Here is a 16,887-nt window from a genome sequence, read left to right as displayed (position 1 = left end):
GGTCGGCACCGACGACCACAACGACCGGTGCACGAAGCCTGCGCACCGTGAGACAGGGAGGAACACAGATCGATGAACTACCTGATCAATATCGACAACGGCGGAACCCTCACCGATATCTGCGTAGCAGACGGCGACAACATCTACTACACGAAGACACTGACCACTCCGGCGGACCTCTCCGAGTGCTTCTTCACCGGAATCTCGAAGATCGCCGAGGAGATCTCCGGAGACGACAACCTGCCCGAGTTTCTCAGGCGGACGGACCTGATCCGGTACTCGTCCACGCAAGGGACCAACGCGCTCGTCGAACGTAAAGGTCCAGCAATCGGTCTCGTCACCGATGACCCGGGACTACCCGACAGGCTTCGACACGACGACAACACCCGGGAACTGTTTGATGATCTCATCGGGACCCGTGTCGCCGTCCTGGGGAAAGCGGACAGCAGAGACAGTCGTGAGGGTGACACGTCACTCGTGAAAGCGATCAACTCCCTCATCACCGCGGGATCCGAACGACTGGTGGTCTCCATGTCAGACCCCGACCGTGAACGGACACTAAAGAGGATATACCTCTCCACGTTCCCCAGGCACCTGCTCGGTTCGGTGCCCGTCCTGTTCTCGCGGGAATTCTCCGACGACAGGGCCGAAGTACGCCGTGTATGGTCTGCCGTTCTCAACAGCTTCCTCCATCCGACCCTGGAGCGCTTCCTCTACAGTGCAGAACACCGGCTCCGTGCACACAAGATCAAGAAGCCGCTGCTCATATACCGAAACGACGGGGCGTCGTCGCGGGTGGCGAAATCAGTCGCGCTGAAGACCTACTCATCCGGTCCCCGTGGCGGACTCGAAGGTGCCAGAGCACTCGCTGAAACCTACGGTCTTCCCCACGTGCTCATGATCGACGTCGGCGGAACGACCACCGATGTCGGTGAGATAGATGACCTGCGCATATCCTCCGAGCGACGGGGAAGAGTCGAAGGCGTCCCGACATCTATCGAGCTCAGCGACGTCCGCTCCGCGGGGGTCGGCGGCAGCTCGGTGATCCGCGCCGTCAACGGACAGATAACCGTCGGACCCGACAGCGTCGGCGCTGCCCCCGGACCCGCCTGCTTCGGATTCGGCGGAACCGAAGCCACCGTCACCGACGTCAATCTTCTCCTCGGCGTCCTCGACCCCGAAACCTACCTCAACGGTGAACTGCACCTTGACCGTGACAGAGCCACGCAGGCCGTGATGCACAATGTGGCAGATCCTCTCGGGATCACCCTTCCGGAGGCCCTCGGCCGGATGCAGCAGGCCCACGCCGCCAAGATCGCGGAATCCTTCCGGTCCCAGGTGCGCGACGACGGGGAAACCACCCTGGCGGTGTTCGGTGGAGGAGGTCCCATGAGCGCCTGTCTGGCGGCCGGAATCGCAGGAATCAGGCACGTCATCATCCCGAGACTGGCGGCCGTGTTCTCCGCGTACGGGATCAGCTACTCCGACGTGGCCCAGGACTTCGAGACCGAGATCACCGGGATGTCCGACACCGAGGTCGACGCAGTTCGCCGGAATCTGCTGGACCAGGCGGGAAGCTACATGTTCCAGGAGGGACACGACCTACCGGACTGCGAAACCGACTGGACCGTCATCTACGAGAACCCGGACGGCAGTGAACACCACCGGGCGGACCCCGACGATGCCCCGACTGGTGACCGGAACCTCCACCGCATACTCCGGCTCACCGCCCGCCATGTCCTGCCCCATCCGACGGTGGTGCCGACCGGGGCTGAATCCACCTGCGAAGCCCGGCCCGCCGGCAGACGCACACTGCTTACGACCTTCGAGGACAACGACCGCCGTGAAGAGGAGACCCACACGGTCCCCGTCCTGGTTCTCGAGGACCAGCCGGCCGGGGCAGCGGGATCAGGGCCGGCGATCGTCGAGGGTCCGTTCTTCACCGCGAGAGTCCCCTCCGGCTGGACCTTCACCGTCTCGGGTGCCGGTGACCTCATACTGAACGAGCAACTGGAAAGGACCAACTGATCATGCTGGTTCCCATGACCGAATACCTGTTCATCGACCTGGACAGCGAGCGTTGGCTGTGCCGGATCTGCGGGCACGATCTCGGAGACGCCCGGGGAAACTACAAGGAAGGAACCCTGGTCTACGACCGTAATCCCCAGGAGATTCACCCACCGTTGATCGATCCGGAACGTTACGAGTACACGTTCTCCCCGGACCCCGGGTACTGCCGCATCCTCGAGTACTACTGCCCGACATGCGGGACCCAGATCGAAGCCGAGTACCTGCCGCCGGGTCACCCGCCGACAGTCGACATGATCTGGGACATCGACGCTCTCCGGCAGCAGTGGCAGAACTCCGGGGCTGATCCGGTGACAGCCGTCAACTACGGCCCCGGGGAGAACGCGGTCGCCGATCTGCGACCCAGGTTCCGGGAAGAAAAGTCGTCCCCAGGGTCCTCGCCGGAACCCGGATCCGACTGAGCCAACCGACGACCACCGACGACCACTGAAGAGGAGAACAACCATGAGACGCATCTCCGTCGATATCGGAGGGACCTTCACCGACTGCTTTTTCGCGTGGGACGACACCTACGTCGAATCGAAGTCCCTGACCACCCACCACAACCTTGCCCTGGGATTCAATGCGGCATTGGACAGCGCCTGTGCCCGGGCCGGCCTCGACCGCAACGAGGTCCTGCGCCAGGTCGATTCTGTCCGCTACGCGACAACGCTGGGCACCAACGCCCTGATCGAGGGCAAAGGACCGCGGGTGGGAGCCATCGTGACACACGGTTTCGAGGACACGATTCACATCTCCCGGTCGAAAGGATACGGTGCCGGACTGGACGAACAGAGACAGGGTGACATGGCCGACGCGGAACGACCGGAGCCGATCGTGCCCCGTCGCCTCGTCAGATCCGTCAGAGAGAGGATCGACTCCGTCGGCGAGGTCCTGGTCCCCCTGGACAGAGAGGACATCCGCGCCCAGGTGCGTGACCTGGTCGACCACGGGGCGGAAGCAGTCGTCGTCGCACTGACGAACGCCACAGAGAACCCGGAGCACGAGCAGCAGGTTCTCGAGGTAATCCTCGATGAGTACCCCGCCCACGAACTCGGTGCCATCCCGGTTCTCCTGAGCAGCCAGGTTTCCGGCCGGAAAGGTGAGTACGTCCGGGCCCAGTCCACGATCATCGACGCATACCTGCACGAGACCATGTTCCACGCGCTCAACCAGCTTTCGTCGAACCTGCGGGACTCCGGGTACACCAGGCCGATGATGGTCATCCACAACTCGGGAGGAATGGCCCAACCCAATTCCACCGATGCACTCCAGACAATTCACTCCGGTCCGATCGCAGGAGTCGGTGGTGCCCAGCACCTCTCCGAGAGCACCGGCATGGGGGCAGTCGTCGCCATGGACATGGGTGGGACATCGTTCGACATCGGCATGGTCCCGGAAGGAGGTGTCCAGCACTACGACTTCCAGCCGACCATCGGCCGATGGCTGGTGAGCGTCCCGATGATTCACCTCAACACCCTCGGTGCCGGCGGCGGATCCATCGCATCCTTCGACCGGATCCACCGGACAGTGAAGATCGGTCCCGAATCAGCAGGGTCGGACCCCGGCCCTGCCTGCTACGACCGCGGAGGAATGTCTCCCACGGTAACTGACGCCGACCTGCTGCTCGGATACCTTGACCCGGACAACTACGCCAACGGTTTCATCAGACTCAACCCTAAACGGGCATTGTTCGCGGTGGAGGAGGAGCTCTGCGATGAGCTTGACCTGGATCCTGTCGAGGCGGCCAAGGTCATCAAACGCACGGTGGACGAGCAGATGGCGATCGGGATCGAGATGGAGCTGCGCTCGCGGGGAGGTGTGGTCGAGGACTACACCATGGTCGCCTACGGAGGGAACGGCCCGCTTCACGCCTGCGGAATTGCAGAGCATGCCGGCATATCCCGAATTCTTTTCCCTCCCTTCGCCTCTGTCTTCTCTGCCCTCGGGGCGGGAAACCTCAGACCGCTCCACATCCACGAACGCAGTGCCTACATAGTCCTCTATGAGCCGATAGGTCGCTCCCTGTTCGACGAGTACGACCGCTTCAACAGCTACGTCGAAGAGCTTGAAGAGCGGGGCAGGGAGGACCTCGAACGACAGGGATATGACACCTCGACAGTCCGGCACCGTCTGGAAATGGACATGCGGTACGGAAACCAGCTTGCCACCACCGCCGTATCTTTCGACATCAACAGGATCAACGGTGTCGGCGATGTTCTCGGGATCATCAGGAAATTCTCCGACATCTACGGAGAACGCTACGGCGAAGGCACCCAGGCCCCGGAAGCGGGTGTGCGGGTGCAGACCGTCCGCGTCGCCTCCTACATTGACGGGGAAGTGGTCCACTTCGACGATCTCGACGCGGGAGGTCAACGGAAAACTCCGGCGGAGGCCGGACGCCGGAAAGTATCCTTCGTCAATGAGATAGAACCACTGGACACCCCCGTGTATGACGCCACGGCGCTGCAGGACTGCTATGTGGTGTACGGACCCGCCGTTATCACCACTGAAAGCACGACCTACCTCATTGAGCCGGGATGGCGGATCGAGCCTACGGCACAGGGGGCAGTGTGGCTGCTGAAAGACCATGCCGACACTTCCGGTAAAGGAGAATAAAAATGTCTACCGACGACACCATTGCGCACGACCGGACCCACGAGCATTCCCACCCGACACCGGGAACCCATCTCACCGCGGAGGAACAGCAGTGGGTGGACGACTTCATGAACGATACGACGTTGTTCATCGGACCGGACCCGGAGATCATGCGCCATCACAATATCGCGGGACGGACCGTGCTGGAGGAGAGAGCTCTCGCCGAAGAAAGTGATCCACTCCGGGCCGACCGTATCCGGCGCCGTCTGGCCGGTGCTCTGGACGAGGCTTTCGAGATGTGTGAGAGCATGGGGGCGGCACCCGGAGCGAAATGGGCGGACCTTTCCGCAGCGGTGTACACCGCATCCGGAGATGTGAGCTACATGTCGAACAGAGGTGTCATAGCATTCTCCGCAGTGCTGCACCACCCTATCCGGCACATCATGAAGTACTGGAAAGACGAGCCGACGGTCGGAATCAACCCCGGCGACGGATTCTTCCACAATGACGCCAGGTTCGGCATGGTGCACAACACGGACCAGTCGATGCTTGTTCCCGTGATGCGGAACGGAGAAATAATCGCATGGGTCGGGGCGACAATTCATGAAGGGGAGAACGGAGCCTGTGAGCCGGGCGGAATGCCCTCCGGCTCGGAAACCCCTTTCGACGACGGGCTGCGGGCATCGCCGATCAAGATCGTGGAACAGGGGAAACTCCGCCGTGACCTGCTGACTTTCCTGCAACACTCGACCAGGGACCCCAAGCTCATGCTGGCTGACATCAAGGTGAAGATGGGGGCAGTGAAGCGGGTGATGGACATTGTCGACAGAATGATCGATGAATACGGTGTGGATGCTTTCGTGGCTGCGATCCGGAGCACGGTGGAGAACGTCGAAGAGGAGGTGAGGCGACGTATCTCGGCCATGCCGGACGGGACAGTGACGGTCAACCAGTTTGTAGACTCGACACTGAAGGAGAACATCCTCATCAAGTTCGCCTGCAGAATCACGGTGAAAGGCGACCGGTTGATCGTCGATCTCCGGGGAACCGGGCCGGAGATCATCAACCGTGCGATCAACTCTCCCCTCGGTTCCACCAAGGCATTCTTCGCCCAGGCCATTCTGTCCTACTGGTGGCCGGATCTTCCCCGCTCTACGGGTGCCCTGTCCCCCATCGAGATCATCTCGGAAGAGGGAACGTGGGCCGACTGCAGCTACGACGCCCCTACCGGACAGAATCTGCAGGCCTCCTTCCGCGCATTCACGGCCCTGCAGAGTGCATACGCGAAGCTCCAGTTCTCGGTGGAGAAGAAGTACGCCAACGTCATCGCGCCCTGGTTCAACCAGATCAACAATTTCCTCTGGGGCGGTACCACCCAGCACGGTGAACAGGTGGGGAACCTGTGCGCCGACCTCAACGGAATGGGGGGTGGAGCCAAAGCCTTCCGGGACGGTGAAGACGCCGTGGCGCCCCTTTTCTGCGCCATGGCGGACACCGGTGAGCAGGAGATCATGGAGGAGGAGGTTCCTTTCCTGCAGCTGGTGAGTAAGCGCGTCGTCCGTGACAACCAGGGGTTCGGCAAGTACCGGGGCGGCATGGGCTATGAAATGATTGTGGCTGCCCGTAACACGCCGAACTGGGGTTTCATGACCGTGACATCCGGAGCCAAGTTTTCGTCCGTGGCCGGACTGTTCGGTGGATACGGTTGCCCGACGTACCCGCTGGCGCGGGTGAAAGGCATAAACATCTTCGAACTCGCGAAGAAGGACAACTCCGCTTTCGATCTCTCGATGGAGAAGGTCATGAACGAGCGACCCTATGAAGGCGGTGACTACACGTCCTATCACATGGGGCTTCAGTTCGATCTCGCCCGGGAGGGGGAGCTCTACATGATCTCCCAGGGGTGCGGAGGCGGTTACGGTGATGTGCTGGAACGTGATCCGGAGCTTGTAATGGAGGATCTCCGGGACGGCCGGATCTCAGAACACGTGGCCCGCGAGATCTACCGTGTGGTCTGGGACGAGGACAGTCTCGTCGTCGACAGGGACGAGACCGGGAAGTTCAGAGATGCCGAGCGGCGCGACCGCCTTCGCCGTGGCCGTCCCTACCCGGAGTTCGTCTCGGAATTCACCACTGTGGAACCTCCGGAAGGCCTGGCCTACTTCGGATCCTGGGGTCAGGAGAATGACGACCGGCTCTTTGCCACGGTGTGGGGGCATGACGGACCGGAACGGGTCAGTGGCCGGCTGGAGGAACTGCCGTTGATCAATGTCCCCAACCGGCACGTCCTCAAGATCAACGCCCTCGAGCACAGGGTCCGTGAACTGGAGGAGAGGACGGGTGAGTACGTTGCACGCCGATCATGATCCGGAGGTCGTGAAATGACCAGGTCAGATTCTGGATCAGGGGCAGTCCGCTCCCCGTCCGGTCCGTCAGGTTTCCCGGACCTGAACACCGTGTTCGGCGGGGACCGGAACAGTGAAGGTCGGTCAGTCATCATCGATTCCGCAGCCTACGCAGACAGACTGCTCCTGCAGGGGCGCGGCGTCCCCTGGTCGGACAGTACCGCTGCAGCCGCGCACTTCGGTCAGGCACAGTCTCTTCTGCACTCGTCAGTTGTCCTGCTCCCGGTCGACGGCATGATGAGATGGCGACTCAGACAGGCAGCACTGCAGGGTGACTCGCTTCACCGTGCGATGACGGCGAAGACCCGCCGGGGCTTCGCCACGCGGGCCTTTCTCGCTGACCGGGAGCTGAAGGACGCCGTAGTACGGCTGGTTGTTGCGTCCTGTGCTGTTCTCCGGGAGCCGGTGCTGCTGCAGCTGCCGTCCCCGGCCGAACTGTTGGTTCTGGCGGACCGGGCCGCACAAGGAGGTTCCGGCGGCACGGCGTTCAACGACGATGACGCGGAGAATGCGGCGGTCTACTACTCGGACTGGCTGCGAGGATTCTCCGGGACCGGGGTCGCCGGACTGGTGATCGATGAGCGTGCCGCAACCTCGGGAGCTGAAACCCTGGGGCCAGTCGTCAATGTGGCGGAACACTACCAGTGGATCTTCTCCCGGCGTGGAGCGTCATCGATGCAGGTCGGCACGGCGGGCGCCGGAACCGTGGATGTCCCCGTCCTTGAAAAGGGCTACTGGATCAGCGACCCGCTCCGGGGAGATGACAGCATCCCGGACGGAGTAGCTCTGATGACCGAGATCGCCGAGAATGCCGTTCCCGAGGAGGTGCTCACGAGGCTTGATGCACTTCGCGGCGTGCGGGGCGGTCCGGGACCCGGGTGTCCCTGACCCGGCAGTTCGGGCAACCCCGGCAGTTCGGGTAGCCCGGGCCGTTCAGTTGCCGGCTGTGGTCGGCCGGAACCTCCGCAGTCTCAGCGAGTTGGAGACGACGAACACGGAGGAGAACGCCATCGCGATCCCGGCGAGCATCGGGTTGAGCAGGCCGAAGGCGGCGACCGGGATGAGCACCACATTGTAGGCGAAGGCCCAGAAGAGGTTGCCGTGGATGATGCCGAGGGTCTTCCTCGACAGTCGGACGGCGTCGACGGCCGAATGCAGATCGTCGTTCATCAGGGTGATGTCACCGGCCTCGATTGCCACGTCCGTCCCTGATCCCATGGACAGTCCGAGATCCGCTCTGGCGAGGGCGGCGGCGTCGTTGACACCGTCCCCGACCATGGCGACGTTTCTGCCGGCAGCCTGGAGGGCGGCTATCCTGTCCACCTTCTGTTCGGGGCGGACTCCTGCGATGACATTGTCCGGGCTGATACCGACTTCGGCGGCGACGCGCGCTGCGGCGCCGGCGTTGTCCCCGGTGAGCAGCACAGGGGTCATTCCGAGGGCCTTCAGGTCCGCGACCGCGTCGGCGGAGCCGGGTTTGACCGTGTCCCGGACGGTGATCACTCCGGCAGGGGTCCCGTCGACGGTGACGAGTACCGGAGTGGCGCCGGACTCCACTGCTGAGCTGAAGTTGCTGCGCAGGTCATCAGGCAGTGTGTCGGTGGGGTCGGGGCGTCCCACCGAGACGGTGTGCCCGTCGACCGTCGCGGTGACGCCGCGGCCTGCCGTGGAGGTGAAGTCAGTGGTCTGCAGGCCGGTGGAGTCTCCGGTGTCCGCCGCGGCCCGGACGATCGCCCGTGCGACCGGGTGTTCGGAACCGGATTCGACCGCTGCCGCGAGCTGGAGCAGGGCACCCTGGGGGTGGTTGTCTGTCCCCGTGACGTCGGTGACTTCCATGACCCCGGTGGTGACGGTGCCGGTCTTGTCCATGACGACGGTGTCCACCCGTCGGGTGGATTCCAGCACCTCGGGGCCTTTGATGAGCAGGCCGAGCTGTGCTCCACGCCCGGTTCCCACGAGCAGGGCGGTGGGGGTGGCCAGTCCGAGGGCGCACGGGCAGGCGATGATCAGGACCGCGACTGCGGCGGTGAACGCCTCGGTGATTTCCGCACCGGACGCCAGATGGGCGATGAGGGTGACAACGGCGATGACCATCACGACCGGGACGAAGACCTGGGAGATGCGGTCGACGAGGCGCTGGACGGGTGCTTTCGAGGCCTGTGCGTCCGCGACGAGGCGAGCCATCTGCGCCAGGGTCGTGTCTTTCCCGGTCCTGGTGACCTGCACGAGCAGTCGGCCGGAGGTATTCACCGTCGCCCCGGTGACCGTGGTGCCGACGGTGACGTCGACGGGCAGCGACTCTCCGGTGAGCATCGATTCGTCGACGGCGGAGGTGCCGTCGGTGACGGTGCCGTCCGCCGCGATCTTCTCACCGGGGCGGACCATGAGGATGTCGCCGACCCTGAGGTCTTCAACGGGGATGTGGACCTCTCTGCCGTCCCGGATGACGGAGGCGTCTCTGGCGCCCATGTCCAGCAGCGCGCGCAGGGCTTCGGAGGAGCGGCCTTTCGCTCGGGTCTCGAACCATCTGCCGAGCAGGAGGAAGACGATGACCACGCCGACGGATTCGAGGTAGATCTCGTCCATTCCGTCGTGGCCGCCGGTGGCGGGCACGAGGTGCATCTGCATGGTCATCCCGGTCATGCCTGCGTTGCCTATGAACAGTGCCCACAGGCTCCACAGGTAGGCGGCGGTCGTGCCGAGGGAGACGAGGGTGTCCATGGTGAAGGCGCCGTGACGCAGGTTGACCAGTGTCGCCCGGTGGAACGGTGCTCCGCCCCAGAAGAAGACCGGGGAGATCATCGTCAGCGCCGCCCACTGCCAGTTGTCGAACTGGAGGGCGGGGACCATGCTGACCAGCACGACGGGGAAGGTGAGGATCGCCGAGAGGATCGTGCGGTGGAGCAGGTCGGCGGCCTCGGCGTCGCGGGCGGCGTCCATCTTGGCCTGGCCGGTCTGTGGGCCACTCTTCGGGGAGGACGCCGCGTCTACGTTGTCCGTATCTGTGTCGCTCTCATCGGCTGAGCTGTCGGCCATGGTGAAGGCGTCGTAGCCGGTGTTCCGGACCGCTTGGATGACCGCATCGGGGTCGGTCTTCGACGGGTCGTAGTCCACCTTGGCGGACTCGGTTGCGAAGTTGACGGTGGCGTCCACGCCGTCGAGCTTGTTGAGCTTGCGCTCGATGCGGGCGGAGCAGGAGGTGCAGGTCATCCCGGTGACGCCGAGGTCGAGCTGCACAAGGTTGACCGGGCCGACCGGGTCGACCGGAGGGGTGGTTCCTACCTGCTGTGTCATTGCTGGTCAGTCCTTTGTGGGGTGTTACTTGACGATGTCGTAGCCGGCTTCGTCGACGGCGGCGGCGACCTGCTCGTCGGTGAAGCCTTCGCCGGTGACGACGACGGCGCCGGTGGCCGGGGTGGCCTCGACAGCGGTGACGCCCTCGATGGTGCCGACCTCCTTCTCGACGGCCGCCTTGCAGTGTCCGCAGCTCATGCCGGTGACGGTGTAGTTCTTCGTGGCCATGGTGGTGATCCTTCCGTGTTGTGTGGCGTGCGCGGGGCCCGTGTGGTCCTGCCGTTCGTCCAATTCCGACGATATACCCCTAGGGGGTATATTTCAAGGGCGTCGGGAGGAGTGGGGGTGCCGACGGGCAGAGGTGGCGCGCATTGATTGGGGACGTGCGGGGCGCCGCGTTCCGCACCTGACTTCTGAATCTTTCAGACGAGAGGAACATCATGTACGGCGAACCTGAATCTGCCGTTCGCACGACACGCTCCGGATCCGCGCAGAGCGCCCGCAGACGACACGGCCTGCGTCGCAGGGTGGCCGCTGTCTCGGCTGCCACACTGCTCGCAGTCGGTGGAGTGACCGCCGTCGCGCCGTCCGCCGCCGCCCAGGGCCTTCCGGAACCCGTCCAGACCTCGTACGACGCTCTGCCTCCGAGCGCGCAGTCGATCGTCGGCAGCATCGTCTGGAGTGGTCCGCTCGCCCTGGCGGCGCTCTACTATTCCGTCTGGTGCCTGATCGTCAACAGTGACAATCCCACTCCCGGCGTCTGCTCGTTCTGACGGCTTTCCCGGGTGGGAGGGGGAGTCTCTGAGGGGTGTCTCAATACCCCGCGGGGGTATACCATCGGCGGCATGAAGATTTCACGTACCCCTGCCCTGGCATCGCTGGTTCTGGCGTCCGCCCTCACTCTCGCGGCCTGCGGAGACGATTCCGACAGTGGACATGACGGTCACGAGGGTCACGACATGGCGGACATGACCGGCATGACCACCGAGGACGCTGACGACGGTGACATGGGTGACATGCACGACCACGCCATGGACGGCGGTGAGGCGCCGGCCGGTATCGAGGACGCAGTGAATCCGATGTATCCGGTCGGTACCGAGGTGACCGTGCTGGCCGATCACATGGAGGGGATGGAAGGCGCGACCGGCACTGTGACCGGCGCCTACTCGACCACGGCCTATGCGGTGAGCTACACGCCGACCGACGGCGGCGCACCGGTGAGTGACCACCGCTGGGTCGTCCAGGAGGAGCTGGAGAACCCCGGTGACGCCCCGCTCGCCGACGGCACCGAGGTCACACTCGCCGCCGACCATATGAGCGGAATGGGGGGAGCGACCGCCACCATCGACTCCTCGACGCAGGAGACCGTCTACATGGTGGACATCACCACCGATGACGGGATGACGATGACGAACCACAAGTGGGTCACCGAGAGCGAGCTCGCCCCGGCGGACGCGGAGTAGTGCGGAGCAGGGGCCGTCCCTTCGCCTCTTCCCCTCCTTCCGCCTGATGTCCGCAACTCACCCTCACCAGCAGGATGAGCAGCGATTTCGGCTCCGGTGAGGGTGAGTTGCGGGATGTGGAGGAGGCGCATGTCGAGAAAGCACCCCCACCGGCAGCTGAACAGAGCTACGGCACCGCCAGCTTTCCCGTGTATTCGATCGGATAAGGATATTGGAGGAGAAAAAGCACTCTCACAGGCAGCCGCCGAGGGTTCGCCGGGGGTTCGACGACTGGTGAGGGTGCTGATTCGACGGTGCTGATTCGACGAGGGGGCGGGCGGGGCGTGGTGCCCCGCCCAGACCGGGTACCGCCCTAGATCGGGAGTTTGCGCACCACGAACTGCGGCAGGTTCTTCAGGATGAGCATCACCCAGCGGAACAGCGGGTGCACCCAGATGACGGATCTGCCGGCGTCCACCCCGGCTGCCACGGCCTTCGCGGCGACGGACTTGTCCACGGTGAGCGGTGCATCGTCGAGCCCGTCGGTCATCTTCGTCCTGACCTGGCCGGGCCGGACCGTGAGAACGTGGACCCCGGTTCCCCGGAGAGCTTCACCGAGCATGCGGTAGAACCCGTCGACCCCCGCCTTGGTCGACCCGTAGACGAAGTTGGAGCGGCGGACCATCTCGCCGGCGACGGAGGAGAACACCACGATCTGACCGTGGCCCTGTTTCTTCATCCGGTCGGCGAGCAGCACCCCCACCGACACTGCACCGGTGTAGTTCACCTCTGCGGCGAGCACGGCCTGCTTCTGGTCCTGCCACTGCTGTTCATTGTCGCCGAGGACGCCGAAGGCGACGATCGCGAGGTCGATGTCCCCCTCGACCGAGTTGATGACGGCGTCGTGCGTGTCGAAGGCGGTGGCGTCAAAGTCGACGGTCTCCACCCCGGACGCGCCGGCTGCCTCGCACCGCGCGACCGGACCGCTGAGGTCGGAGCCTGCGCGGGCGGCCAGGATGACCCGGGCTGGTCCGCGCGAGAGGAACTCCTCGACGACGGCGAGGCCGAGGTCTGAGGTTCCGCCGAGCAGGAGGATGGACTGGGGCTTACCCACGGCATTGATCATGTGAAAGGACTCCTTGCAGGTAAACGGTCTAGTTCAGTTCGAGACGACGGGACATGTCCGAGGCGAAGACGCCTGTCGGGTCGATCTCCCGGCGCGTGCGGAGCCAGCCCTCGAGACCCGGGTACATCCGGTGGAAGTTCTCCGCCGAGGTCCGGGATTCCTTCGCCAGGTAGAGGCGTCCGCCGAATTCCATGACCCGCTCATCCAGGTCATCGAGGAAGGCGCCGAGACCCGGACGGATCGGGAAGTCCACACAGACGTTCCAGCCCGGCATCGGATAGCTCAGTGGTGCGCGGTTGCCCGGTCCGAAGAGTTTGAAGACGTTGAGGGCGGAGTAGTGGCCGGAGGCCTGGATGTCCCGGATGATCTGCTTGAACGGTTCCACCGCCTCGGTGGGCACCACAAACTGGTACTGCAGGAATCCCTTGGGGCCGTAGCCGCGGTTCCACTCTCCGATGAGGTCGAGCGGCTGGTAGAACTGCGTGAGGTTTTTGATCTTGTTCTTCGCCGGAGCCCCCATCGCGTAGTAGGCGAGGCCCACCGCGGACAAGGTCAGCTTGTTCATGGTGAACGAGGGGAAGATGTCCGGGACGGTCATGAGTTGGGGGGCGTTGAACTTCAGCGGGTCAGCGGCCAGTTTCGGGGCGAACTCCTTGAGCTGGTCGAGGGTGGCCAGCGACCCGCGTGAGATCGTGGACCGGCCCAGTCTGGGCTCGGGGGAGATGCAGTCGAACCAGGCAGAGGAGTACGTGTAGTTGACCTCGGAACCGTCGGAGTGGGCGGCGACGGTCTCGTCGAGGGTGTTCGTCCTCTCGGTGTCCGCGATGAAGTAGGCGGTCTCGGTCTTTGTCATCTCCACGGTGGCGCGCAGGATGATCCCGGTCAGTCCCATGCCGCCGACGGTCGCCCAGAACAGAGTGCCGTCCGGGTCGTCAGGGGAGCCCTCGGGTTCGAGGTGGAGCACCCGTCCGTCCGCGACGAGCAGTTCCATGCTGCGCACGTGGTTGCCGAAGGAACCTGCGGAGTGGTGGTTCTTGCCGTGGATGTCCGGTCCGATCGCACCGCCGATGGTGACCTGGCGGGTGCCGGGGAGGACCGGGACCCAGAGGCCGTAGGGAAGCGCCGCCTTCATGAGCTGGTCGAGGGTCACGCCTGCGTCCACGTCGACGAGGGCGGTGTCCGGGTCGATGGAGTGGATGGTGTTCAGCGGCTGCATGTCGATGACCAGACCGCCACCGTTCATGGCGGGGTCACCGTAGGAACGACCCATGCCCCGGGCGATCACTCCACGCCTGAGGTGGTCCGGCTTGTCCGCGTTGGAGTCGGCGACCTGCGCGACAGCGGCGGCGATGACGTCGACGTCCGGGGTGGACAGAACCTCCGCCGTGGTCGGGGCGGTGCGGCCCCATCCGGTGAGTGTCCGGGTGTGCGTCTGTAATTCCATGGCGTCCACACTACAACCGGGGTCGGACACGGAACGGACTTCCGGTGTCGGCCGGTCGGGGATAGTGACGCATCTTTCACCCACGTCGGTGCACCGGCACCACCACAGATATGCCATAGTAAGGGAATGCTTGGTTACGGTGGCCTCAATCGCGCTGAGGGCAGGGTTACTCGGATCTCCCACGAGTGGGAGACGCTGCGTGCGGCACACCGGCGCGGAGAACTGCCCACCCCGGTACTGCTCGACCGGCTCACGCAGATGTGTGATGAACTTGCGGGTGTCGCGGCGTCCTCGCCCCACCCGTCACTGGTGCGTGCCCGACTGGCTGCGGCGGACCTGGGCCACCGGATCCGTCTGCACACCGTCGCCCTCGCGCCACGGCCCGTGGTGATCCCCGGGGTGACGGGGCCGGTGCCGGGAGCCCCTGTCGCCGGCCACTCTGTCGTCGGCCACCCGGTCCGCGACCTTCCGGAACTGTGGCACCACCACCGGCACGACCCGGAGCGCTGCCCTGCTCACCCTGACGCCGTCGGCGCGCCGGGCACGGACGGGTCACCCCTCGACGGGGAGGGGGGACGTCTGCCGGACCTGTTCCGGCTCCACTGGCAGGACGCCGCGGTCGCGGCCGTCGCGGACCCCGGGGTGTCCCTGGCGGAGATCGACGCCGTGACCGACCGAACCGCCGAGGTCATCCGCCACTACGGCGGATCAACCTCGGAGGTGGCCGCGGTCCGGGCCCGGGTCCTGCTCGCCACCGGCCGTGTCGAACAGGCCCGGGAACTTCTGGACCTGACAGGGGAGCAGGCCCGCGGTACAGCGGTGACCCGTGCCGGGGTGGCACTGCTGCGCGGTGACCTCGACACTCTCATGCGGCTGCTGGGACACGCCGAGGACACCGGACGGGCGGGCACCACCGAATGGACCCTGGTGTCCGCGGCGTCGTTGGTACCCCTCGCCCATGTCGTGGACGCTGCGACGACCGTCGACCGGGTCGCCGCCGTCGTCGCAGCATCCGCGGGTGTGCCGGAGATGGTTCCCGCCATGCTGCACGTCATCGAGTACCTGGCACTTGCCGGACAACCGGAGGTGGCCCTGTCGCTGCTGGTCAGAACGGTGGATCCGGCGAAAGTTCCGGCGGGCGCGGCTCCCGCCCTGCAGGCTGTCGTCCACGGAGGGTGGTCGTCGGACCCTGCGTCAGACCTCGGTCACCGTCGCCTGGTGGAGGGAGGGGAGACAGTCCACGAGACAGCCGAGCGTCTCGCCGGCGAACTGCGGGCCGACGCCGCGAGATTCGACGCCCGCGACGGCCGCAGGATGTGGACCACACTCGTGCCGGCGATGAAGGAGTATCCGGTCCCTCCGGTCACCACGGATGATCTCGCCGGAATCTCCGGACTGCGGGGCCTCGCACTCCCGGCCGCGCTCCTCCCGGACGCCGTGTGCACCGTGACCGGGCAAGGGACTGCCGCCCCGGCTCACCGCCGGACCGAGCTGCCCGGGGTGGGGCCGGTCGACCCGGAGTCCTTCGACGCCTCCGAGTCGCTCTGCGCCACCGTCATGTACACGCTCCTGGGGCTCACGGACGCCGCGGACCGCGTCGTCGACCGGATGAGGTGTCTCACCCCGGTGGACGGGGACACGGCGGTCCTCGACGTCGCCGGAGAGTTCGTCCGTCGGGCGGACCTGGCTGCCGGGGCCACGGGTGGGAGGGGAGACGGCCGGGAAGACGGACGGGAGGGTGCCCGGGCGAACTGTGCAGGTTGTCCACGCATGACCGCGCCGGCGTCCGTCGGACTGCTGAAACAGGTCGACAGCATGGTGCGGGACTGTGCCTGTGCAGGAAGCGCCCATGACGCCCCCTCCCGGGTCCGCGCCATGGTGGCCCGCAGGTCGGGGGTCCACCCGCTGGTCCGGTGCCTCATCGACCTTGACATCCTCCTCGCCGGAACCCTCCCCACCCGCGACGCCGTCGAGTGTGCCGTCCAGGGGCTGTGGGCCGCGACCCGTCTGCTGCCGCGGGCGGTGCCGCTGACAGGCGGGGCGCTGCTCGGATCGGTGACAGATCCGGCGTACGGACGCCCGGGAAGAGGCATCGTGGACGCCACGGTCATTTCCACGGTCACCGCCGTGGCCCGTACCCTCCCCGCTCCGCCGCCGGCGTCCCCCCTGGGACTGGTCGACCACGTCGCAGACCTTGCGGACCTCGCTGAGGCCCTGGTCCAGGCAGGGGCGCACCATGAGGCCTGCTCGGTCGCGGGGTCGGGGCTGGCAGCGGTGGGGGAGAACTGGGCTGGGGCAGGCCTCACCCCTGTCTGCGGCACCGCTGAGGCAGGTGCGGACGACGACGGCCCGGTCAGACTGCTGCGCGCGGGGGCCGCCGCGCTGGCGTACCTGGGCAACGCGACCACCGCAGCGACGTTCGCCGATGCTGCGGCGGGGGCGGCGGAGTACCGCGGCCGGTGGCGTCTCGCGGAAGCCTGCCGGGAGGACGCCGCGGCCCGCAGGGCCTGA

At 65.3% G+C, this 16,887-nt stretch carries 13 protein-coding genes; 9 read left to right on the top strand and 4 right to left on the bottom strand.

The genetic code is table 11. From position 1 onward, the window contains the following. Nucleotides 1–72 precede the first annotated feature (72 nt). Genes BN3906_RS05415 through BN3906_RS05395 form a run of 5 tightly spaced genes read left to right on the top strand, consistent with a single transcriptional unit; the run spans nt 73 to nt 7,958 of the window. Nucleotides 73–2,028: a hydantoinase/oxoprolinase family protein gene (locus BN3906_RS05415; protein WP_066585125.1), complete on the top strand. Its 1,956-nt coding sequence runs from the start codon at nt 73–75 to the stop codon at nt 2,026–2,028. Nucleotides 2,029–2,030: 2 nt separating this feature from the next. Continuing rightward, nucleotides 2,031–2,489 (top strand): acetone carboxylase subunit gamma, encoded by a 459-nt coding sequence (locus BN3906_RS05410; protein ID WP_066585122.1) that lies wholly within the window; start codon nt 2,031–2,033, stop codon nt 2,487–2,489. 43 nt (nt 2,490–2,532) lie between these two features. Beyond that, on the top strand, nt 2,533–4,686 hold the full coding sequence (locus BN3906_RS05405) for a hydantoinase/oxoprolinase family protein (RefSeq protein ID WP_066585119.1): 2,154 nt from the start codon (nt 2,533–2,535) through the stop codon (nt 4,684–4,686). 2 nt (nt 4,687–4,688) lie between these two features. Next, nucleotides 4,689–7,031 (top strand): hydantoinase B/oxoprolinase family protein, encoded by a 2,343-nt coding sequence (locus tag BN3906_RS05400; RefSeq protein WP_066585117.1) that lies wholly within the window; start codon nt 4,689–4,691, stop codon nt 7,029–7,031. Nucleotides 7,032–7,046: 15 nt separating this feature from the next. Then, a complete protein-coding gene (locus BN3906_RS05395; RefSeq protein ID WP_066585115.1) occupies nt 7,047–7,958 on the top strand; it encodes a hypothetical protein in 912 nt (303 codons plus the stop codon). A 45-nt stretch (nt 7,959–8,003) separates the two neighbouring features. Here BN3906_RS05395 and BN3906_RS05390 read toward each other — a convergent pair whose 3' ends face one another. Together BN3906_RS05390 and BN3906_RS05385 are read right to left on the bottom strand one after the other, a co-directional pair. Next, on the bottom strand, nt 8,004–10,364 hold the full coding sequence (locus BN3906_RS05390) for a heavy metal translocating P-type ATPase (protein ID WP_066585112.1): 2,361 nt from the start codon (nt 10,362–10,364) through the stop codon (nt 8,004–8,006). Between the two features lie 24 nt (nt 10,365–10,388). Then, nucleotides 10,389–10,592 carry a heavy-metal-associated domain-containing protein gene (locus BN3906_RS05385; RefSeq protein WP_066585109.1) on the bottom strand — a complete coding sequence of 68 codons (204 nt, stop codon included), beginning with the start codon at nt 10,590–10,592 and terminating at the stop codon, nt 10,389–10,391. A gap of 212 nt (nt 10,593–10,804) precedes the next feature. Between BN3906_RS05385 and BN3906_RS05380 the strand changes: the two genes are divergently transcribed. The 3 genes from BN3906_RS05380 to BN3906_RS15025 all read left to right on the top strand — a co-directional run bounded on the left by BN3906_RS05380 (nt 10,805) and on the right by BN3906_RS15025 (nt 12,033). Next, the gene (locus tag BN3906_RS05380) at nt 10,805–11,137 is read left to right on the top strand and encodes a hypothetical protein (protein ID WP_066585107.1); all 333 of its coding nucleotides are present in this window, start codon (nt 10,805–10,807) and stop codon (nt 11,135–11,137) included. 72 nt (nt 11,138–11,209) lie between these two features. Continuing rightward, a complete protein-coding gene (locus tag BN3906_RS05375) occupies nt 11,210–11,827 on the top strand; it encodes a YdhK family protein (RefSeq protein WP_066585105.1) in 618 nt (205 codons plus the stop codon). Between the two features lie 74 nt (nt 11,828–11,901). Further along, complete coding sequence (locus BN3906_RS15025; protein WP_261796852.1) at nt 11,902–12,033, top strand: hypothetical protein; 132 nt, start codon at nt 11,902–11,904, stop codon at nt 12,031–12,033. A gap of 146 nt (nt 12,034–12,179) precedes the next feature. Here the strand turns inward: BN3906_RS15025 and dprE2 are convergent, their stop codons facing one another. After that, nucleotides 12,180–12,932 (bottom strand): decaprenylphospho-beta-D-erythro-pentofuranosid-2-ulose 2-reductase, encoded by a 753-nt coding sequence (dprE2, locus tag BN3906_RS05370; protein WP_066585103.1) that lies wholly within the window; start codon nt 12,930–12,932, stop codon nt 12,180–12,182. Nucleotides 12,933–12,960: 28 nt separating this feature from the next. Then, on the bottom strand, nt 12,961–14,376 hold the full coding sequence (gene dprE1 / locus BN3906_RS05365; RefSeq protein ID WP_066586161.1) for a decaprenylphosphoryl-beta-D-ribose oxidase: 1,416 nt from the start codon (nt 14,374–14,376) through the stop codon (nt 12,961–12,963). Between the two features lie 126 nt (nt 14,377–14,502). On the opposite strand from dprE1, the gene BN3906_RS05360 reads away from it, so the two are divergent. After that, complete coding sequence (locus tag BN3906_RS05360) at nt 14,503–16,887, top strand: hypothetical protein (protein WP_261796851.1); 2,385 nt, start codon at nt 14,503–14,505, stop codon at nt 16,885–16,887.

This window comes from Corynebacterium provencense (assembly GCA_900049755.1).
Classification (GTDB): domain Bacteria; phylum Actinomycetota; class Actinomycetes; order Mycobacteriales; family Mycobacteriaceae; genus Corynebacterium; species Corynebacterium neomassiliense.
Note: the sequence above shows the minus strand (reverse complement) of the source record. Positions and strands in the feature narration are given on the sequence as shown.